We start from the raw sequence: 19,800 nt of genomic DNA, 5'->3' as shown, positions 1-19,800 counted from the left end.
ACTTTCCGCCTCCAACGCGTGATGCCCAGGAGAATTCAGATGGCAACCGTCCCAGTGACCGACGACAGCTTCGATGCTGACGTAAAGAACTCCGAAGTCCCCGTCGTGGTGGATTTCTGGGCCGAATGGTGTGGCCCCTGTAAACAGATCGGCCCGGCCCTGGAAGAGCTGGCGACCGAGTACGGCGACAAGATCAAGATCGCCAAGGTGAATGTCGACGAGAACCCCAACTCGCCAGCGGCCCTGGGCGTGCGCGGCATCCCGGCGCTGTTCCTGTTCAAGGACGGCCAGGTGGTGTCCAACAAGATCGGCGCCGCACCGAAGGCCGCGCTCAAGGCCTGGATCGACGAGTCGATTTGATCTGACCGGATTGCCGGCCATTTCGACCGTGTCGAGTGACCGGAATTCAGCGACACACGACGAGACCACCGGTGAGGGGCGCTTCGGCGCCCTTTTTCCTTGCCCGGTTGTGGCTGCCGCGCGTGGCGCCCATATAGGGCCGGACCAAGACGGAGACGGATATGGCCGACAGCGATTTTCCCGGCTGGCACGGGACGACGATCATCGGGGTGCGGAAGGGCGACGAGGTGGTCGTCGCTGGCGACGGGCAGGTGAGCCTGGGCCAGACGGTGATAAAGGGAACCGCTCGGAAGGTGCGGCGGCTGAGCCCCGGCGGTCATGACGTGGTCTGCGGCTTCGCGGGGTCGACCGCCGACGCCTTCACGCTGCTGGAGCGGCTGGAGACGAAGCTGGAGGCGACGCCGGGCCAACTGGCGCGCGCGGCGGTGGAACTGGCCAAGGACTGGCGGACCGACAAGTACCTCCAGAAGCTGGAAGCGATGCTGATCGTCACCGACGGCAAGGAGCTTCTGATCATCACCGGGGCAGGGGATGTGCTGGAGCCCGAACACGGGATCGCCGCCATCGGCTCCGGGGGAAATTACGCGCTGGCCGCCGCGCGCGGGATGATCGAGAGCGATCTCGGCGCCGAAGAGGTGGCGCGGAAGGCAATGGCCATCGCGGCGGACATCTGCGTGTATACCAACGGCAATCTCACGGTGGAGCGCATCTCCGGCTGACGTATCGGCATTTGCCGCCGGTCGCTTGAATCGGATCGGAAATCCGCAATAGTGGGCCCATTGCTCCGCTGAGAGGTTTTCCATGGCTGACGCGCCCCGAACATTCGCGATAATCGGTCTCGGCACGTTCGGCTCCACAGTCGCCAAGGAACTGGCCCGCTTCGGGAATTACGTCACCGGGATCGACTGCAGCGAACGCGCCGTTTCGACGGTGGCGGACCTGATTTCCTTTGCCGTTATCGCCGACGCGCGGGACGAGGCAGCGTTGCGCGAAGCCGGAGTCGGCGATTGCGACGTGGCGCTGATTGCCATCGGCGAGGATCTCGAAGCCAATGTCCTGGCCACCATCAACGCAAAGATGGTGGGTGCGAAAACCATCTGGGCCAAGGCGATCAACCGCACGCATCATCGCATCCTCAGCAAACTTGGCGCGGAACGGGTCATCCTGCCAGAGGAAGAAGTCGGTCTGCACGTGGCGCAGGTGCTGCACAACCCGCGGATGCGGAATTACCTGAGCCTTGGAAACGGGTTTCACGTCGTCAACTTCCTCGTACCTGAACAACTTGCGGGTAAGCGTTTGTCGGAACTCGAGCTCGGCCCGCGTTTTGAGCTGCGGACACTCGGTGTTATGCGCGGCACCGATTTCGCCGGAGCGGAAGCAGAGGATCCAGAACTGAAGGTCGAGGACAAGCTCATGCTGCTCGGCCGGCGCAACGACCTTCGCGATTTCGCGGCGAGCCTCTGACATGGCGCATCGGCGCTTCCGCGGGTCCAGGCTTCCTGCGCCTCCGGTTCTGCTGGCCGGTTTGTACCTGGCCCTGATCCTGACCGGCACGGCGCTGTTGTCCCTCCCAGTCAGTACGACTCGGCCGATTTCCGTCGCGGACGCCTTCTTCACAGCGACCTCAGCGGTCACCGTCACCGGGCTCGCGGTTGTGGATACCGGTTCGGACCTGAGTTTCTTCGGGCAGGCCGTGTTGCTGACCCTGATCCAGATCGGCGGCGTCGGGCTGATGACCTTTGCGGTGCTGGTGCTGTCTTCGCTTGGCTTGCAGATCAACACGCCGTCGCGGCATGTGCTGCGCGAGGACCTGAGCCAGAGCACGACGCATGACATCATGGATCTCGTCGGCTCGGTGTTGCGAATCTCGCTCGTGGTCGAAGCGATTGGCGTCGCCGTGCTCGCACTGGTCTTCGTGCCGGAAATGGGAGCGGGGCAGGGCCTTTGGTACGCACTTTTTCACTCCGTATCCGCGTTCAACAACGCGGGCTTCGGCCTGAGATCGGATTCACTCTCGGAATGGGTAGCTGACCCGGTCATCAACCTGGCGATTCCCGCGCTCTTCATCACCGGCGGCCTCGGTTTCGTGGTGATCGGCGACATTCTGGAGAAAAGACGCTGGCGACTCCTGACCCTGCACTCGAAATTGATGCTGGTCGGAACCGCGGGCTTGACGGTCTACGGCATGATCACCTTCGCGCTGCTGGAATGGACCAATCCCGGCACGCTCGGCACGCTGGACACCGTGGGCGCGAAACTGACGGCGAGTTGGTTTCAATCGGTCACAACGCGCACCGCGGGGTTCAACACCGTGGATCTGGCGCATCTGCATGACAGCACCTGTCTCGTAATGATCGCGCTTATGCTCGTGGGCGGCGGCAGTGCCTCCACCTCCGGGGGGATCAAGGTGACGACGCTGATGGTCGCGCTGCTGGCGACTGCCGCCTTCTTCAAACAGCGGGCGCCGCGGGCCTTTGGGCGGCGTATTGGGCAGGAACAGGTCATGAAGGTCATGGCGCTGACGACAATCGCCATGCTGACCATGCTGACGGGGCTCTTTCTGGTGTCTATCTCCCACGACGGAGATTTTCTGGACCTGGCCTTCGAGATTGCATCCGCCTTCGGGACGGTCGGGTTGAGCCGGGGAGCAACGAGCGAGTTGGACGCACTTGGCCGGACCATCATCATATTCCTGATGTTCATGGGCAGGGTCGGCCCGCTAACGCTCGGGTATCTTCTGGCAACCCGGCGCGCGTCGCGGGTGAAGTTCCCCGAAGGTCGCGTGTATCTTGGCTAGGGCAGGGGGTCCGTCCGGAAGAGGCGCACCTTCAGGCCCCCATGCGCGATCGGTGGACCCGGCGGCAGGAAGGGCAGGCCGGTCGACTTCGCCAGACCGGTGTCCGAGGTCACGATACCGACGCGCCAGCCGGAAAACCGCTCTTGCAACACGCGCCCAAGGCTGTCGTGGAGCGCAAAGAGCGGCTTGCGGTTGCCGACACGGGCACCGTAGGGCGGATTGACGATCACAAGACCGGGCGGACCGTCTGGGCGAACCAGATCGCCGGCCGGGCGGGTGTCGAACTGGGTGAATTCCGTGACACCGGCGCGCGCCGCGTTCGCCTGACTCATACGCACCGCACCGGCATCCCTGTCGGATCCGTAGAAACGGAGCGCCGGCGCCTTTGCCGTTTTCTCAGCGCGCATCTCCTTCCACGTGTCGGCTTCGAAGGTCGCCAGCTGCTCGAATGCAAAGCTCCGGTCGCGGCCCGGCAACAGACCGGCGGCCATTTCGGCCGCCTCGATGACGAAGGTGCCGGAGCCGCACATCGGGTCCAGCACCGGTTCGGTCCCGCGGTACGCACTGGCACGCAACAGAAGTGCGGCCATGGTTTCCCGCATCGGTGCCTTGCCGACAGCCTCCTTGTGTCCCCGCTTGTGCAGGGACTCGCCCGACGTATCCACGGAGAACGTGCAGAGGTTGTCGTCGATCCGTACCTTGACCTGTACCGGCGCATCCTCTGCCAGCGGCGCGCCGAGTGTCTCGGCGATCGCGCGTTCGATCCGCTGCGCCGCCGCGCCCTGATGATAGATTTTCGACCGTTTGCAGGTGACCTCCACCCGGACGGGAACGTCCGGGCGCAGCGTCTCCGCCCAGGGAAACTTGCGCGCCCGCTTGTCGAGTTGTGCGAGGTGAAACGCGCGGAAGGCGCCGATCCGCGCGAGCACGCGTGTCGCGCCGCGCAACACCAGATTGGCGCGCCAGACCTCGGCCCATGGGCCGCGGCATTCGACGCCGCCCGGAACGGCCCTGGCGCCCGCAAATCCGCATTCCTGCGCTTCGGCGCACAGGAACTGCTCCAGGCCGGGCACAGCGACGAGGAATATTTCGAGATCATGTTGGCCGCTCATTGCGCTTCTATGGCGGCTGCGGCGAGCGAGGGCAACGGTGCGGCGTCACCTCGCCCAGGTTTGCCAGGCGGATCGGGAGCCTGCAAAGACGTTGATATCGACGGGGCCATCGACGCCCGGCACGTCGCCCGTGCCCGTGTATTGCCAGAACGTCCAGCGCGCGCCGGGATAGGTCTCGCGCGGGTGGTCAGCGACGGAGCGTAGCCAGAAAGTTGTGCCGGGCAGGCGGCCGATATCCGTGTCGCGCCAGAAATCAACCGTGGTGTAAAGGATGGGGCGCCTGCCGTAATGGGCCTCGAGTATGTCAAGGAAGCGCCGCGCCTCGGCGCGCACAGTCGCGCCGTCGGGGCGCTTTCGGCAGGTTGGCGAACGATGGTTCCATTCCATGTCGAGCACGTGGGGCAGACTGGATTGGGCGCGCGGGACGTTCCGGATGAACCAGCGCGCCTGTTCGTCTGCGGGGGCACAGAAGTAGAAATAATGGTAGGCCGCGCGAGGCACGCCGGCCGATTTCGCCCCGCGCCAATGGTTGTCGAACATCGGGTCGAGTTCCTCCACGCCCTCGGTCGCCTTTATGAAGGCAAAGGAGACGCCGGACGCGTGGGCTTGGTGCCAGTCGATCGCACCCTGCCACCGGGAGACATCGATGCCATGGACCGGATAGGATTTCGGATGTCGGGCTTGCCAGTCGTGCGGATCGCGGTCGTCGAAATGCGGGAATGCGACCCCGACCGGACGGACGGCCGCCGCGGTCGTCCCAACGTCGCCACCTCCGGAGCAAGCCGCGAGGAATAAGGTGAGAAGGGCTGGAGCGAGGGACATTCGCATGGCTGAAACCCTGCCTGTTGTTAATTGTTGTTCGAGCTGCCTTGTCCCAGTTAGCCCCAGCATGAGCCGTTCGGGCAAGAGTCCAAATAGGCAGGTTGCAAGCGTGCGGGCTTGCGTCTGCGCCGGACATGATTACCTAGGCCCGGACAAGAGAAGGCAGAGGACATGACCGACCTGACCCCCCGTGAGATCGTGAGCGAGCTCGATCGTTTCATCATCGGACAGAAAGACGCCAAGCGGGCGGTGGCGGTCGCGCTGCGCAATCGCTGGCGGCGCAAACAGCTTTCGGACGATCTGCGCGAGGAAGTGTACCCGAAAAACATCCTGATGATCGGCCCCACTGGCGTCGGCAAGACGGAGATTTCGCGGCGGCTGGCGAAGCTGGCACGCGCGCCTTTCATCAAGGTTGAGGCGACGAAGTTCACCGAAGTGGGGTACGTCGGACGCGATGTCGAACAGATCATTCGCGATCTGGTGGACGCGGCAATCCAGCAGACCCGCGAGTTCATGCGCGACGAGGTGAAGGCAAAAGCGCACCAGAACGCCGAGGATCGCGTGCTGGAGGCAATTGCAGGGACCGACGCCCGTGAGCAGACACGGGAGATGTTCCGGGGCAAGCTGAAGCGCGGCGAGTTGGATGACACGGTGATCGAATTGGAGGTCGCTGAATCCGGCCCATCGATGCCGATGTTCGAGATTCCGGGCCAGCCAGGCGCCAATATGGGCGCGATGGACCTCGGATCAATCTTCGGCAAAGCGTTCGGCGGGCGCACGGTGAAACGGCGGCTGACCGTGGCCGACAGCTACGAGGTGTTGATCTCGGAAGAAGCGGACAAACTCCTCGACGACGAAACCGTGACCAAGGTCGCGCTGGAATCGGTGCAGGAGAACGGCATCGTCTTCATCGATGAGATCGACAAGGTCTGTGCCCGTCAGGAAGCACGCGGCGGCGACGTCAGCCGAGAGGGCGTGCAGCGGGACCTGCTGCCGCTCATCGAAGGTACCACAGTGAGTACCAAGCACGGGCCGGTGAAGACCGACCACATCCTGTTCATCGCGTCCGGGGCGTTCCACATTGCAAAACCGTCGGACCTTTTGCCCGAATTGCAGGGCCGGTTGCCGATCCGGGTGGAGTTGCGCGCGCTGACCGAGGCCGATTTCGTGCGCATCCTGACCGAAACCGACAATGCGCTGACCCGGCAGTACACGGCGCTGATGCAGACGGAAGAGGTGACGGTGAGCTTCACCGACGACGGGATCGCGGCCCTGGCGCGGATCGCGGCCGAGGTAAACGAGTCCGTCGAGAATATCGGTGCGCGACGGCTGTACACGGTGATGGAACGGGTCTTCGAGGAGCTGAGCTTCGCGGCACCCGACCGTATGGGACAAACCGTTTCGGTCGATACTGCCTTCGTCGAGGAAAACCTTGGCGAACTTGCGCGTTCAGCCGATCTGAGCCGGTACGTTCTGTAGCGCCGGCCGTCGCGAATAGCATGGATCACGCCACGCCGCTGGGCTAGGCAGGCGGTATGAATCGTCGAAGATCACTGTGCGTTGCCGCGCTTTGTGGCGTGACCTTCGCGGCCTGTACGCCGCGAGCGGATATTACGCCCGTCGCGGCCCGGAGCGACGACGGCGAAAGAATCGAAATACTGGCGGGTACGACGCGCGCGAAAACACCGGACGGCCTCTTTCACCCGTCTGAACGCGGTGAATTGAGTTTTGCACGGTTCGACGTCTCCGTTCCGCTTTCCCACGAACCCGGACTGGTGGAAATCGCGCGCGGCGGGCGCGACCCGGCCCGGGAATTCGCCGTGACCCGCATCGATCATTATGCCAACCACCAGAGTTTCCGCCACGCGCTGGCAGACCGTCTTCGCTCGACGCCCGAGGCACAAGGCGAGGTCGTCGTCTTCATTCACGGTTTCAACAACACTTTCGGCGACAGCGTCTTTCGCACGGCACAAATGGCCAACGATATCGGGTTCACCGCCGTTCCCGTGAGCTATTCCTGGCCGTCGCGTGGCCATCCGCTGCGGTATGCCTACGACCGGGACAGCGCACTTTTCGCGCGGGACGGGCTCAAGAACCTCCTGGAAGAAATCACGCGCGCGGGCGCAACGACGATAATCCTCGTGGCACATTCGATGGGGTCGCAATTGACTATGGAGACCCTTCGGCAAATGGCTCTCGAAGGCAAAGGCCCGGTCTGGGACAGGATTGGCGGCATCGCGCTGATGTCCCCCGACATAGACGTGGATGTTTTCCGCGCCCAGGTTGCGGATGTCGGCACGCTGCCCGAACGGTTCGTGATAACCACGTCATCGCGCGACCGCGCGTTGAAGCTGTCGGCACGGCTTACCGGCCAGACCTCGCGGCTGGGCAATATCCCGACGGCGGATCCCGTGTCTGACCTGAACGTGACAGTGGTGAATGCAACGCAACTCGTGGATGTCGACAATTCCCACATGGGTGTCGTGACGTCTCCGACGTTCCTCAGCATCATGCAGAATGTCGAATCGATGAACGATGCCTTTCAGGCTGCCGATTCAGGGCGTGCCGGTTTGATTTCCGGTACCGTCCTCACAGTGCAGAACGCGACAGAAATCATCATGGAACCCGTCACAGCGATTTCGGAAACGGTGAACTGACCGGATGCTGGGATTTCTTCGCCAGAACGCGACGTGGCTTGCAGCAGGCTTTTTTCTCACACTCACGTCCAGTTTTGGGCAGACGTTCTTTATCTCGATCTTCGCCGGGGAGATTCGCGCCGCATTTGGCCTGAGCCACGGCGCATGGGGTGCGATCTACTCGGCCGGAACGCTGGCCTCGGCGATCGTCATGGTCTGGGCCGGTACCCTGACCGACCGCTTCCGCGTGCGGGAGTTGGTACTGGTGGTGCTACCGTTTTTCGCCGCGGCCTGCCTTGCCATGGCGGCGGTTCCCGGTGCCTGGGCGCTGCCGGTGGTCATCTTCGCACTGAGATTGGCCGGGCAGGGGATGACAATCCACATTGCCATCGTTGCCATGGGCCGCTGGTTCGTCGCGAGCCGCGGCAAGGCGCTGTCGGTTGCCACGCTGGGCGTTACCCTGGGTGAATCCCTTGCACCGATCGGCTTCGTGGCACTGCTCGGTGTTTTTTCATGGCGGAGCCTTTGGGGTCTGGCGGCGCTGCTTATCCTGATGGTAGTTCCGCTGCTCCTTTCCCTGTTGCGCCACGAACGCACACCACAGGCGGATATCGAGGCGAGTTCGGCAGTCGGCATGGACGGGCGCCAGTGGGATCGCAGGTCGGTGCTGCGGAACGGCGTCTTCTGGTGCGTGCTGCCGCTGATGCTGGCGCCCGCGACATTCGTTACCGCGTTGTTTTTCCATCAGGTTCACCTGGCGGAGATCAAACAGATCAGCCATTTGACGCTCGTGGCCATGTTTCCGGTCTACACCGCTTGTGCCGTCGCGACGATGGTCGTCAGTGGCATCGCATTGGATTGGTTGGGCACTGCGCGATTGCTGCCGTTCTTGCTGCTGCCGATCTCAGTGGGCTTTCTCGTGCTCGCCGGGGCGGGCGGTGCCACCGGGATTGCCTTGGGGATGGCCGCGGTGGGAATGACGTCGGGCGCAAACTCGACGCTACCGAATGCCTTCTGGGCGGAGTTCTACGGCACGCGGCACTTGGGCTCGATCAAAGCCATGGCATCTGCCGTTCTGGTATTCGGAAGCGCCGTCGGGCCGGTGGTGACTGGCTTGGCCATCGATGCCGGTTTCGAGTTTGACAGCCAGATGAAATTCATCGCGATCTACTGCCTCGCCGCGACGGTGCTCGCAGCGGTAGCATTGCGGCAGGGCGCACGACGGTTAGCGCCGACGGGAGAGGTAGACGTAATACGCGCCTGACCCGCCGTGGCTCTGGTGCGCATCTGAAACTTGCAGAACAAGGGAAGCGAGCGGAGCCATGCGGAGCCACTGCGGCACCTGGTTGCGCAGAACACCCCGCGGCATCGGAATCGGACCGCCGTCATCATGATTCCTGCTGCCCTTTCCCGTCACCACGAGTACCAAACGGCACCCGTCAGCATGGGCGGAAATGAGGAAGCGGCTGAGCGCCGGATGGGCCTGTGCCAAGGTCATCCCATGCAAGTCGATCTTGCGTTCGGGACGAAGCTTGCCACGCTTCATCTTCCCAAACGTCTTGCGATCCATGCGGACAGGCTGCGTAGCCAGACGCGCCTCCAGAGTCGGCGTCAGGTTGTGGCCTTTCGAATGATCGTAGCTGACATGCTGCCCGATCCGAAACCGTGGAACGGGGTCGGAAACCGCTTCCGAGGCGGGCGCGGGTCGTTGCTCTTGCGGTTCTTCGCGTGTGTGGGTCTTTGTGGCGGGATGCAGCGGATTGGCGGTGCCGGTTACCCGGCGCCAGATGGCGAGATCGTCGTTGCTAAGCCGGCGGGGTTGGCGTTTGCGAGACATTGCGCAATCACTCCCGTAGAAACACGAGAGCACGACCGGCGAAATGGCCCGGAGGCGCAGCGGCGCCGTGATCGACGCCGTCCAGGAACATCAGTCAGCGCAATTTCTCAGGGATCGTCGCTGGGAAATCATTCGCCAGTCGCGACGAGCTGCCAATTCGGGTCGCCGGTGCCCATCTTGCGAGCGAACGTCCAGACATCGCGCTGGCGCTTGATCTCGGTCTCGCTGCCTTCCAGCACCGTTCCGTTTGCGTCGCGCACGATGTGAGTCATCTCGCCAACGAAACGCACAGTGATCTCGGCGAGATTTGAGCCGGCATCGAGTTCGGCCCCGGTCAGGGTCAGCTCCCGCACTCCGACGAAATTCGAGTCAACCGTGATGCCCTGCGCCTCGCGCTGCGAGATCACCTCGGCAAAGGCATCCCGAACGTCGGAATCCAGATAGGGTTCAATGCGCTCCAACTCGCCATTTTCGAAAGCCATAAGGATCATTTCGTAGGCGCCACGGGCCCCTTGCAGGAATTCATGCACGCTGAAAGAGGGTTCCACACGCTTCATCTGCGCCAGGGCAAGCGCCGCAGAACTCCCTTCCGGCACGTGATCGGTGATGTCGCGGTCGGGTCCGCCTTCGATCACCTCAAGGTCCGGCCGGTCCGAAACCTTCCCCTGTTTCGCTTCGCTCGCCGAAAGCGGCGGTTTTTCAAACCCTTCGCGCGTTCCGAGGACAGACCGCAATCGTAGGATCAGGAAAATCGCGATCCCGGCCAAAACCAGGAGCTGGATCACGGCAGCACTCATCGAGGTCCTCTTTTCTAATCGCCGGGTTGGTATATCGCCCACCCGGCACTTATGTAAGCGGTCGGGGATAACAAGTCCACAAACGTAACCCATCGCGGAGGAAGCCAATGCCCTTGTTGCTGCTATTCATCGCCGTGCCACTGATCGAAATTGCGCTTTTTATTCGCGTCGGCTCGTTTCTGGGGCTCGGATGGACGCTTCTTATCGTGGTTGTGACGGCCATTCTCGGTACCTGGCTCGTCAAACAGCAGGGACGCGACGTGTTGCGGCAAGTGCAGAGTTCCTTCAACACGCTGAACGACCCAACCGAACCTTTGGCGCATGGCGCAATGATCCTGTTTTCTGGCGCACTTTTGCTGACTCCTGGGTTTTTCACTGATGCCGTCGGGTTTTCGCTGCTGGTCCCGTCCGTCCGGGAGCGGGTCTTTCGCTGGGTACGTTCACGCGTGGTCGTCCAGGGCACGGCGACGTTTCAAGGACGGACCTATCAGTCTGGCCAGACCCGGCCGGACGACGTGATAGACGGTGAGTTTTCCGAGATCGAACCGGAGCCTAGGCGGCATCAAGGCCCCTCCGGCTGGACTCGGGATTGAGACCTTCACGCTGTTTTGATAGAGCCGCTGCAAGCCTAAAGACAGATTTCGGGAGAGTAAGATGTCGGATCAACCCAACGAGAGCGCTGCGCCCCAAACGGGCGACGGAAGCGAAGCGCAACAACAAAAACCGCCCGCGATGCGGGTTCTGGGGCAGTTTATCCGGGACCTCTCGTTCGAAAACATCGTTGTTCAGAAGGGCGTGGGCGGCGAAGTCCAACCGGACGTACAGGTGCAGGTGAACCTCGACGCCAAGAAGCGCTCTGCCGAGAACCAATACGAGGTGCTCACGAAGTTCAAAATCGAATCCAAAAGCAAGGACGGCGACGCGCCGCTCTTCCTCATGGAGCTGGAATACGGCGGGATCTTCCACATTGAAAACGTTCCGGAAGCCCAGCTGCACCCGTTCCTGCTGATCGAGTGCCCGCGGATGCTGTTCCCCTTTGTGCGGCGGATCGTGTCAGACATCACCCGTGATGGTGGATTCCCGCCGCTGAACCTCGACAACGTCGATTTCGTGGCGCTCTACCGCCAGGAGCTTATCCGTCGCGCGCAGGCCGAACAGGCCGCGAAGGCACAAGCGGACGCCTGATTGAACGCGCGCCGGGGCGGGCAACCGCCCCGTGCGCCGCCTTCGCGAGCGCTATTCCGGTGGAAGCGTCGACCTAACGGCGGGAGCTGTTCCAGAGAGCGTCGTCTCCCAGGCTTTCAACAAGTTTCGCATGCGCCACGCGCTCCTCTTCAGTCAGGCGCGGAGGCAAGGGCGTGCGGCGCGGAGACGGACGCCATTCTGCGCCGGACGATCCGGACGCATTCGCCGCATTCGTTGCCAAGGCGAAATCGGGTTGGCGCCCACCAATCAGCTCCAGATACACATCGGCCAAAATCTCGGAGTCGAGCAGCGCGCCGTGCAACGTCCGGTTTGAATTGTCGATCCCGAAACGACGGCAAAGCGCGTCGAGCGAGGATGGGGACCCGGGGAACCGCTTTCGCGCCATTGCAAGCGTATCGAGCGCCTGGGATAGCGGTAGCTTGGGCAAGCCGGCCCAATCCAGTTCGGCGTTAAGAAACTTCATGTCGAACGGCGCATTGTGGATCACAAGCACCGCGTCACCGACGAAATCCACGAACGCCTGTGCAACTGCCTCGAAGGGCGGTTTGTCGGCAAGGAACTCCTCGGATATCCCGTGCACCTCGAAGGCTTCGGTCGGCATATCCCGTCGCGGATTGATGTATTGGTGATAGGTGCGCCCGGTCGGAACGTGATTTTCCAGCTCGACCCCACCGATCTCCACGATGCGGTGCCCGTCGAACGGATCAAGTCCGGTGGTTTCCGTGTCCATAACGATTTCACGCATGGCGGGCTCTCAACTCCTTCATCAGGTCTCGTACTTGGGCGCGTGCTCCATCCAGGGTGGATGTGTCGATCACCACATCGGCGCGAGCGCGCTTCTCCGCATCGGGCATCTGTTTGGCCAGAATCCTCTGGAACTGTTCCGGTGTCATGCCTGGCCGGTCGAGCACACGGCGGCGTTGTTCAGCGGGTAGCGCCGACACCACCACTGTCAGGTCCATTTGCGCATCGATACCAGTTTCAAACATCAACGGAATATCGAAAAGCGCGTATGGCGCGTCCGTTTCTTCAATGAACTGCGCGCGATCCGCGGCGACGAGCGGGTGTACCACCGCTTCGATACGGGAGAGGGCGGCTGGATCCTCCGCAATCCACGACTTGAGTGCATGACGACTGACCGAATCCTCGATTATTGCCTGCGGTCGCAGCCTCCGCATCGGTTCCACAGCTGCCCCGCCCGGTGCGTAGACTCGGTGAACCGCGGCATCGGCGTCCCAGACAACGACACCTTCGTCGGCAAACATCGCCGCGGTGGTCGATTTGCCCATTCCGATAGAGCCAGTCAGGCCAATGAGAAACGGTCTGGTCATGGCGCGAGAACTGCCTGGCGGAGCGTGTCGTCAACGCTCGGACGATGACCGAACCAGCGTTCGAAGCCGGGAACAGCTTGGTGCAGCAACATGCCCAACCCATCGACAGTCCGGCAACCGCGCGCAGCGGCGGCTTCGAGGAATGGAGTTCTGAGTGGGACGTAAACGATGTCTGTTACCACGGCGGAGGGGTCTAGTTTGTCGAGCGAGATCCTGAATTCCGGCTGACCCTCCATTCCGAGCGAGCTCGTATTCACCACGGTTGCGGCGCCATCGAGCATTTGCGCCGAAAGCGCCCAATCATGCACGACAATCCGTGGACCGAATTCCAGACGCAACGCTTCGGCGCGGGTACGGGTACGATTGGCTAGCCTTATTTCCGGAGCCCCCGCATCGAGCAGGGCAGTGATAATCGCGCGCGACGCGCCGCCGGCGCCGAATACTGCTGCGGGGCCCCAGGACGCATCCCACTCCGGTATATTCTGCCGAATGTTCGCAAGGAATCCGTAGCCATCCGTGTTGTCGGCATGAATCCGGCCGTCCTCGTAGAATATCAGGGTGTTGGCAGCTCCGATGAGTGCCGCACGATCTGTTACGAGGTTCGCCAGTTCGAGCGCCATCTCCTTGTGAGGGATCGTCACGTTGACCCCGACAAATCCCATGTTGGGTAGAATACGCAGGACGTCCTGGAGATTCGACGGATCGACTTCGAGGGGAACATAATGGCCCTTCAGACCGTATGATCTGAGCCAATGGCCATGAAGCCGCGGTGACAGCGAATGCGCCACCGGGGAACCGATCACCCCGGCCAATGGTATCCGTTCGCTCATGTTTCCAAGATCCCCCTCGCGACAAGATGATCCAGAAGAGGCAACAAGGGAAGACCGAGAACGGTGAAGAAGTCCCCTTCGACCGATGCAAAGAGGCGAGCGCCCTCGGATTCCAACTGGTAGCCACCGACACAATGCCGAATCTCGTCCCAATTGCGGGTCACGTAATCGTCTATGTATCCCGCAGAGAGATGGCGCATCGTCATGCGTACATGACCGATGTGGCGCCAAACCGGCCGACCCTCGTGGAACAGCACGGTGGCCGAATAAAGATCGTGGCGTTTGCCGGACATGAGAGAGATCTGACGAGAGGCCTCCTGCGGATCCCGCGGTTTGGCGAGCGCCCGTCCATCGAAATCCAGTACCTGATCGCAGCCAAGCACGAGCTTGTCGGGGTTTTTCCGAGCGACCTTGGCCGCTTTGAATTCTGCCAGATGGTCGGCCATTTCGCGTGGAGTCGCTCCTTCGGCTTCCAGCCCCAGGCGCAGGGCCTCTTCATCGACCGGCGCCGTAAGGACAGAGAAGGGAACACCGGCATTGCGGAGGAGGGCAGCGCGAATTTCCGAACGTGATGCGAGAAGCAGCTCCGGAACCGAGGAAGCGCTCATGTGGATCTCCTTGTGGACAAGCCGGGGGGAAGGGTTGGACGCCGTGTGTGCATATCTGGACATCTTTTCCAAGTTCGGCCAGAGCGCCGTGTCGCCCACGGCGATGTCTGAATTCATCCTCTATGGGCAACATCAATCCGATGGCGTTGGAAAACGTGAGTCCTGCACAGGCATTCTGAAGATACTCACAGAGTCGTCCGCAAGTGAGATTCACGTAACACATTGAAAATTAGTATTAAAGTTTCTTCATACCACGATGTAGAAAAGGTGAACGCCGATCATCGCGGTGTTCATCGGTCTGGGGATGACTCACTAATCCACATCTGCACAGACCCTACAACTACACCATCTTTTCTTTCTTTCTTCTTTTCTATTTAAGGATGGGAGGGACGTTGCTCGTTGGAGACTGTACCGAATGATCGCTGACTGGCTTGCCGATATCTATCTTTGGACGAAGTCCCTGCATGTGATCTCGGTTATCGCCTGGATGGCGGGGCTGTTCTATCTTCCACGGTTGTACGTGCACCACACGGAGCAGACGACCGCAGGTACCGAGATGGACGGTGTGTTCCAGATGATGGAGCGGAAGCTTCTGAAGCTGATCATGAACCCCTCGTTGATTGCGACATGGCTCTTCGGTCTGATGCTTGTCTTCACGCCGGGGATCATCGACTGGACGTCCGTATGGCCCTACACCAAAGGCGCATCGGTGATTGCGATGACCTGGTTCCACATGTGGCTGGCCGCGCGACGGAAGGATTTCGTTGCCGGGGACTTCCGGCTGTCGGGACGCACCTACCGGATAATGAACGAACTGCCGACCGTCCTGATGATCGTCATTGTCTTTTCGGTCATTCTGCGCTTCTGAAAGACCCCGAGAGGCGCAAGACAATTGACATTGCGGGTGTGAGCGCTTAGATCGCCCGCCAATGGCTGTCCTGCCAGGTCTTTTCCATTCAACACCGATGTCGCGGCTGCATGACGGCCGAAGAAAGCACGTTTATGGCCGAGAACTCTCTCACACTGTCCGAACTCAAGGTAAAGAGCCCCGCCGACCTGTTGGCGATGGCCGAGGAACTGGAGATCGACAACGCTTCCACCATGCGGAAGGGCGACATGATGTTCGCCATTCTGAAGGAGCGCGCCGAGGACGGCTGGGAAATCTCGGGCGATGGCGTTCTGGAAGTGATGCAGGACGGTTTCGGATTCCTGAGGTCTCCGGAAGCGAACTACCTGCCCGGTCCGGATGATATTTATGTCTCTCCTGACATGATCCGGCAGTATTCGCTTCGGACCGGGGATACGGTGGATGGCGTGATCCATGCCCCGCGGGAAAACGAGCGGTATTTCGGCATGACGAAGGTGACGCAGATCAACTTCGAAGTACCGGAGAAAGCGCGGCACAAGATCAACTTTGACAACCTGACGCCGCTCTACCCGGACGAACGGCTCAAGATGGAGATCGACGATCCGACGATCAAGGATCGCTCGGCCCGCATTATCGACCTCGTTGCACCGATCGGGAAGGGTCAGCGAAGCCTGATCGTTGCGCCGCCGCGGACAGGTAAAACGGTCCTGCTTCAGAACATCGCCCATTCGATCGAGCAGAACCATCCGGAGTGCTACCTGATCGTTCTGCTGATCGATGAACGGCCGGAAGAAGTGACGGACATGCAGCGGAGCGTGAAGGGGGAGGTTATCTCCTCGACCTTCGACGAGCCGGCGTCGCGGCACGTTGCGGTGTCGGAAATGGTGATCGAGAAAGCCAAGCGTCTGGTTGAGCACAAACGAGATGTTGTGATTTTGCTGGACTCTATCACAAGACTTGGTAGGGCCTTCAACACGGTCGTCCCGTCGTCGGGGAAGGTGCTGACCGGTGGTGTGGACGCGAATGCACTGCAGCGACCGAAGCGGTTCTTTGGTGCGGCACGGAACATCGAAGAAGGTGGGTCGCTGACGATTATTGCGACGGCGCTGATTGATACCGGCAGCCGGATGGACGAGGTGATCTTTGAAGAATTCAAGGGCACCGGCAACTCGGAAATCGTCCTCGACAGGAAGGTGGCCGACAAGCGCGTTTTCCCTGCGATGGACATCCTGAAATCCGGGACGCGGAAGGAAGACCTGCTGGTCGACAAGGGCGATTTGCAGAAGACGTTCGTGCTGCGCCGGATCCTGAATCCGATGGGGACGACGGACGCAATCGAGTTCCTGATTTCCAAACTCAAACAGACCAAGAGCAACTCCGAGTTTTTCGACTCGATGAACGCCTGACCGGGCTTTCACGAAGAGGACGGACATGGACACGATATACGCCCTGGCAACGGCGCCCGGCCGTGCCGGGGTGGCGGTGGTACGCGTGTCCGGACCACAGGCGATTTCGGCATGTGCCCACCTGTGCGGGGACGTTCCGCCAGCGCGATATGCGTCTCTTCGGAGTTTGCGGGACCGAGGTGACCTGATCGATGAGGCCCTGGTGATCGTCTTCGAGCCAGGGTCAAGCTTCACCGGAGAAGCCGTGGTCGAGTTTCAGACACACGGCAGTTCGGCAGTGGTTGCGCGGCTCCTCATCGCATTGTCCGCTTTGGACGGGTTGCGCGTTGCCGAGGCGGGGGAGTTCACGCGTCGCGCACTCGAGAACGAACGATTGGACCTCGCGCGTGTCGAGGGGCTATCCGATTTGATTGATGCGGAAACCGAGGCACAGCGACAACAGGCCATGCGTGGTTTCACCGGTGAGATGGCGCGCCGGACGGAGGAGTGGCGGACTGCATTGTTGCGGGCGATCGCGCTCGTAGAGGCGACTATCGATTTCGCAGATGAAGAGGTTCCGGTCGATGTCGGGCCCGAGGTTTTGGAAATCGTCGATCGTTTGATCCGTGAGTTCGGTCGGGAAATTGAAGGTGTATCGATAGCTGAACAAGTCCGGCACGGGTTTGAGGTCGCGATTGTCGGACCACCGAATGCGGGAAAGTCCACGTTATTGAATCGCCTGGCAGGTCGTGATGCGGCGATAACGTCAGACCGGGCAGGGACTACGCGTGACGTTATCGAAGTACGCATGGATGTCGGTGGAATACCGGTGACAATTCTGGATACGGCAGGACTTCGAGAATCCGAAGACGAGGTTGAGGCGATCGGGATCGGACGTGCACGTTCGCGGGCGGAAGATGCGGATTTGCGTATCTTTATGGGCGGAGAAGATCTTGGCGTATCATCACGAGATGGTGACGTCCGCGTCGTTGGGAAATGTGATCTTGGAACCGAAGGGCCGGGCCTTCCAGTGTCTGGTATGACGGGGCAGGGTATTGAAGAGTTGCTCGCCAGGATAGAGAGTGCATTGAGAGAAAGGGTCAATCTGGCCGGGACGGCAACACGAGTACGGCATCGGGAGGTCTTGTCGGCTGCGTCGCGTGCTTTGGAAGATGCTCGGGTGCTGCTCTATCCGGATGCGTCGAACGCCGAGCTTTGCGCCGAAGATCTGCGCCGTGCCGTCCGTGCATTGGATTCCATGGTGGGGCGGATCGGGGTAGAGGATGTCCTGGGCGAAATCTTCAGTAGCTTCTGCATTGGGAAGTGAGGATGTTTCACGTGAAACACGATTTTGACGTTATCGTAGTTGGGGGCGGTCACGCAGGTTGCGAGGCTGCTTCCGCGTCTGCCCGCGCCGGTGCGCGAACGGCTCTGCTTACCCTGAAACCCGATGATCTTGGCGTGATGTCTTGCAATCCGGCTATCGGAGGACTTGGAAAAGGGCATCTCGTTCGCGAAGTGGATGCGCTCGACGGCTTGATGGGCCGGGTCGCTGACGAGGCGGGCATTCAATTCCGACTGCTGAATCGGAAGAAGGGCCCGGCCGTGCAAGGTCCGCGCGCTCAAGCGGATCGGAAACTATACAAGGCGGCAATGCAGGCCGCGATTTCGGCGCAGAAAAATCTGACGGTTGTAACGGGCGAAGCCTGCGAGCTTGTTACGGAGAACAACAGAGTTGTCGGACTTCGTCTTGCAGACGAGGCCGAAATTCGAGCCGGCGCGATCGTCCTGACGACGGGGACGTTTCTGAATGGCGTGATACACATTGGGGATGTGACCCGATCAGGCGGTCGGATTGGTGATCGTCCGTCGAAAAAGCTCGCTTCGCAGATTAGGACGCTTGGAGTCGACCTTGGCCGCCTGAAGACTGGAACGCCACCGCGGTTGGATGGCCGTACAATCGACTGGAGTCGCTTGGGTCTTCAGCCCGGTGACGACGTGGCGACAATGTTCTCGTTCCTGTCGAGGAAACCCGTGGTACCGCAGATATCCTGCGGGATTACCCACACCAATTCGCGGACCCACGACATCATTCGGCGGAACTTGGAACGGTCGGCAATGTACGGTGGTCATATCGAAGGGGTCGGGCCCAGGTACTGTCCGTCGATTGAGGACAAGATCGTACGGTTTGCCGATAAGGACTCGCATCAGATCTTCCTTGAGCCCGAAGGACTCGATGATCACACGGTCTATCCGAACGGGATTTCGACGTCCCTCCCTAAAGATGTGCAGTACGACTATGTTCGATCAATTGATGGTCTTGAGGCCGTCGACATTCTCCAGCCGGGTTATGCTATCGAGTACGATTATGTCGATCCTCGCAGCCTTGACGACACGCTGCAGCTGAAGTCCTTGAGGGGTCTGTATCTTGCCGGCCAGATCAACGGAACGACAGGGTACGAAGAAGCCGCGGCACAAGGTCTTGTCGCGGGCTTGAATGCCGCGCTTGGTGTTTTCGGGAAAGAGGCAGTGCGGTTCGGACGCGAGAACAGCTACATCGGCGTCATGATTGACGATCTGATTACGCAAGGCGTGATGGAGCCATATCGCATGTTTACGTCACGTGCAGAGTACCGGCTTGCGCTTCGTGCGGACAATGCCGACCAGAGATTGACGCCGTTGGCAATTGAACTTGGCATTGCGTCGTCCGACCGTCAGGTGCAGTTCGAGCAAAAGATCGAGGCGATAGACGTAGGTCGGCGCGCATTGGGCGGCGTCGTTGTCTCGTCCCGAACGTTGAATGCCGCCGGGGTTCGCGTGAATGTGGACGGTCCCAAGCGAACGGCGCTAGAAGCCTTGGCACTTCCCGGCGCGGCTGTACCGAATCTGGAGCATGCGGTGCCGGAATTGCGTGGCATAGCGCCTCACATCCTGGAACAGATTTCGCGCGACGCACTCTATGCGAACTACATTGAGCGGCAGCAGAAAGACGTGGCGGCACTGAAGAAGGACGAGTCCTGGGAGATTCCCGAGGGCTTTTCCTACGGACAACTCAATGGTCTTTCTACGGAAATCCGGTCGAAGCTGGAGCGCGTTCGTCCACGGACGCTGGCGCAGGCGGGCCGGATAGATGGTATGACTCCGGCGGCACTCACACTGATACTGTCGCATCTCAGGCGCATGGAGAAGCAGCGTGCCTGAGACCGGGCCC

At 60.9% G+C, this 19,800-nt stretch carries 21 protein-coding genes; 13 read left to right on the top strand and 8 right to left on the bottom strand.

The window, feature by feature from the left end; genetic code table 11:
• Positions 1-39: 39 nt before the first annotated feature.
• The 4 genes from trxA (at position 40) to ARC39_RS17600 (ending at position 3,157) form a co-directional block, all read left to right on the top strand.
• Positions 40-360 (top strand): thioredoxin, encoded by a 321-nt coding sequence (gene trxA / locus ARC39_RS17615; RefSeq protein WP_068116156.1) that lies wholly within the window; start codon positions 40-42, stop codon positions 358-360.
• Positions 361-521: 161 nt separating this feature from the next.
• The gene (gene hslV / locus ARC39_RS17610) at positions 522-1,079 is read left to right on the top strand and encodes an ATP-dependent protease subunit HslV (protein ID WP_068116155.1); all 558 of its coding nucleotides are present in this window, start codon (positions 522-524) and stop codon (positions 1,077-1,079) included.
• An 82-nt stretch (positions 1,080-1,161) separates the two neighbouring features.
• A complete protein-coding gene (locus ARC39_RS17605; RefSeq protein WP_068116154.1) occupies positions 1,162-1,824 on the top strand; it encodes a potassium channel family protein in 663 nt (220 codons plus the stop codon).
• Position 1,825: 1 nt separating this feature from the next.
• Positions 1,826-3,157, top strand: coding sequence for a TrkH family potassium uptake protein (locus ARC39_RS17600; RefSeq protein ID WP_201455772.1), 1,332 nt, complete (start codon positions 1,826-1,828; stop codon positions 3,155-3,157).
• Here ARC39_RS17600 and ARC39_RS17595 read toward each other — a convergent pair.
• Positions 3,154-4,269 carry a THUMP domain-containing class I SAM-dependent RNA methyltransferase gene (locus tag ARC39_RS17595; protein WP_068116153.1) on the bottom strand — a complete coding sequence of 372 codons (1,116 nt, stop codon included), beginning with the start codon at positions 4,267-4,269 and terminating at the stop codon, positions 3,154-3,156. The genes ARC39_RS17600 and ARC39_RS17595 overlap by 4 nt on opposite strands.
• Before the next feature lie 45 nt (positions 4,270-4,314).
• Entirely contained in the window at positions 4,315-5,097 is a 783-nt protein-coding gene (locus ARC39_RS17590) for a glycoside hydrolase family 25 protein (protein ID WP_149866474.1), read from the bottom strand.
• 165 nt (positions 5,098-5,262) lie between these two features.
• Between ARC39_RS17590 and hslU the strand changes: the two genes are divergently transcribed.
• The 3 genes from hslU to ARC39_RS17575 are packed head-to-tail and all read left to right on the top strand — an operon-like array spanning position 5,263 to position 8,991.
• Entirely contained in the window at positions 5,263-6,570 is a 1,308-nt protein-coding gene (gene hslU / locus ARC39_RS17585) for an ATP-dependent protease ATPase subunit HslU (protein WP_068116152.1), read from the top strand.
• 56 nt (positions 6,571-6,626) lie between these two features.
• Positions 6,627-7,748 carry an alpha/beta hydrolase gene (locus ARC39_RS17580; RefSeq protein WP_068116151.1) on the top strand — a complete coding sequence of 374 codons (1,122 nt, stop codon included), beginning with the start codon at positions 6,627-6,629 and terminating at the stop codon, positions 7,746-7,748.
• Positions 7,749-7,752: 4 nt separating this feature from the next.
• On the top strand, positions 7,753-8,991 hold the full coding sequence (locus tag ARC39_RS17575; protein WP_068116150.1) for an MFS transporter: 1,239 nt from the start codon (positions 7,753-7,755) through the stop codon (positions 8,989-8,991).
• Here ARC39_RS17575 and ARC39_RS17570 read toward each other — a convergent pair.
• On the bottom strand, positions 8,953-9,564 hold the full coding sequence (locus ARC39_RS17570; protein WP_068116149.1) for a Smr/MutS family protein: 612 nt from the start codon (positions 9,562-9,564) through the stop codon (positions 8,953-8,955). The two genes, ARC39_RS17575 and ARC39_RS17570, sit on opposite strands and share 39 nt — an antisense overlap.
• Before the next feature lie 128 nt (positions 9,565-9,692).
• A complete protein-coding gene (locus ARC39_RS17565) occupies positions 9,693-10,361 on the bottom strand; it encodes a Tim44/TimA family putative adaptor protein (RefSeq protein WP_068116148.1) in 669 nt (222 codons plus the stop codon).
• Positions 10,362-10,468: 107 nt separating this feature from the next.
• Here ARC39_RS17565 and ARC39_RS17560 point away from each other — a divergent pair, with 107 nt between their 5' ends.
• Positions 10,469-10,954, top strand: coding sequence for an FxsA family protein (locus ARC39_RS17560; RefSeq protein ID WP_068116147.1), 486 nt, complete (start codon positions 10,469-10,471; stop codon positions 10,952-10,954).
• 61 nt (positions 10,955-11,015) lie between these two features.
• Positions 11,016-11,546 (top strand): protein-export chaperone SecB, encoded by a 531-nt coding sequence (secB, locus tag ARC39_RS17555; protein ID WP_078059345.1) that lies wholly within the window; start codon positions 11,016-11,018, stop codon positions 11,544-11,546.
• Positions 11,547-11,619: 73 nt separating this feature from the next.
• Here the strand turns inward: secB and dnaQ are convergent, their stop codons facing one another.
• The 4 genes from dnaQ to ARC39_RS17535 are packed head-to-tail and all read right to left on the bottom strand — an operon-like array spanning position 11,620 to position 14,336.
• The gene (gene dnaQ, locus ARC39_RS17550; RefSeq protein ID WP_068116146.1) at positions 11,620-12,312 is read right to left on the bottom strand and encodes a DNA polymerase III subunit epsilon; all 693 of its coding nucleotides are present in this window, start codon (positions 12,310-12,312) and stop codon (positions 11,620-11,622) included.
• Positions 12,305-12,898, bottom strand: coding sequence for a dephospho-CoA kinase (gene coaE / locus ARC39_RS17545; protein ID WP_068116145.1), 594 nt, complete (start codon positions 12,896-12,898; stop codon positions 12,305-12,307). Before coaE ends, dnaQ begins: the two co-directional genes overlap by 8 nt.
• On the bottom strand, positions 12,895-13,728 hold the full coding sequence (locus ARC39_RS17540) for a shikimate dehydrogenase (protein WP_068116144.1): 834 nt from the start codon (positions 13,726-13,728) through the stop codon (positions 12,895-12,897). The genes coaE and ARC39_RS17540 overlap by 4 nt, the downstream gene beginning before the upstream one ends.
• Complete coding sequence (locus ARC39_RS17535) at positions 13,725-14,336, bottom strand: Maf family protein (RefSeq protein WP_068116143.1); 612 nt, start codon at positions 14,334-14,336, stop codon at positions 13,725-13,727. The genes ARC39_RS17540 and ARC39_RS17535 overlap by 4 nt, the downstream gene beginning before the upstream one ends.
• Before the next feature lie 415 nt (positions 14,337-14,751).
• On the opposite strand from ARC39_RS17535, the gene hemJ reads away from it, so the two are divergent.
• The 4 genes from hemJ (at position 14,752) to mnmG (ending at position 19,790) form a co-directional block, all read left to right on the top strand.
• A complete protein-coding gene (hemJ, locus tag ARC39_RS17525; RefSeq protein WP_068116141.1) occupies positions 14,752-15,204 on the top strand; it encodes a protoporphyrinogen oxidase HemJ in 453 nt (150 codons plus the stop codon).
• A 134-nt stretch (positions 15,205-15,338) separates the two neighbouring features.
• The gene (gene rho / locus ARC39_RS17520) at positions 15,339-16,610 is read left to right on the top strand and encodes a transcription termination factor Rho (protein WP_068116293.1); all 1,272 of its coding nucleotides are present in this window, start codon (positions 15,339-15,341) and stop codon (positions 16,608-16,610) included.
• Positions 16,611-16,635: 25 nt separating this feature from the next.
• A complete protein-coding gene (gene mnmE / locus ARC39_RS17515) occupies positions 16,636-17,916 on the top strand; it encodes a tRNA uridine-5-carboxymethylaminomethyl(34) synthesis GTPase MnmE (RefSeq protein ID WP_068116140.1) in 1,281 nt (426 codons plus the stop codon).
• 2 nt (positions 17,917-17,918) lie between these two features.
• Positions 17,919-19,790, top strand: coding sequence for a tRNA uridine-5-carboxymethylaminomethyl(34) synthesis enzyme MnmG (mnmG, locus tag ARC39_RS17510; protein WP_201455771.1), 1,872 nt, complete (start codon positions 17,919-17,921; stop codon positions 19,788-19,790).
• Positions 19,791-19,800: the final 10 nt, after the last annotated feature.

Origin of the sequence: Tropicimonas marinistellae (assembly GCF_001509585.1) — a bacterium.
GTDB lineage: Bacteria > Pseudomonadota > Alphaproteobacteria > Rhodobacterales > Rhodobacteraceae > Tropicimonas > Tropicimonas marinistellae.
This window is presented reverse-complemented; position numbering and strand designations above follow the sequence as displayed.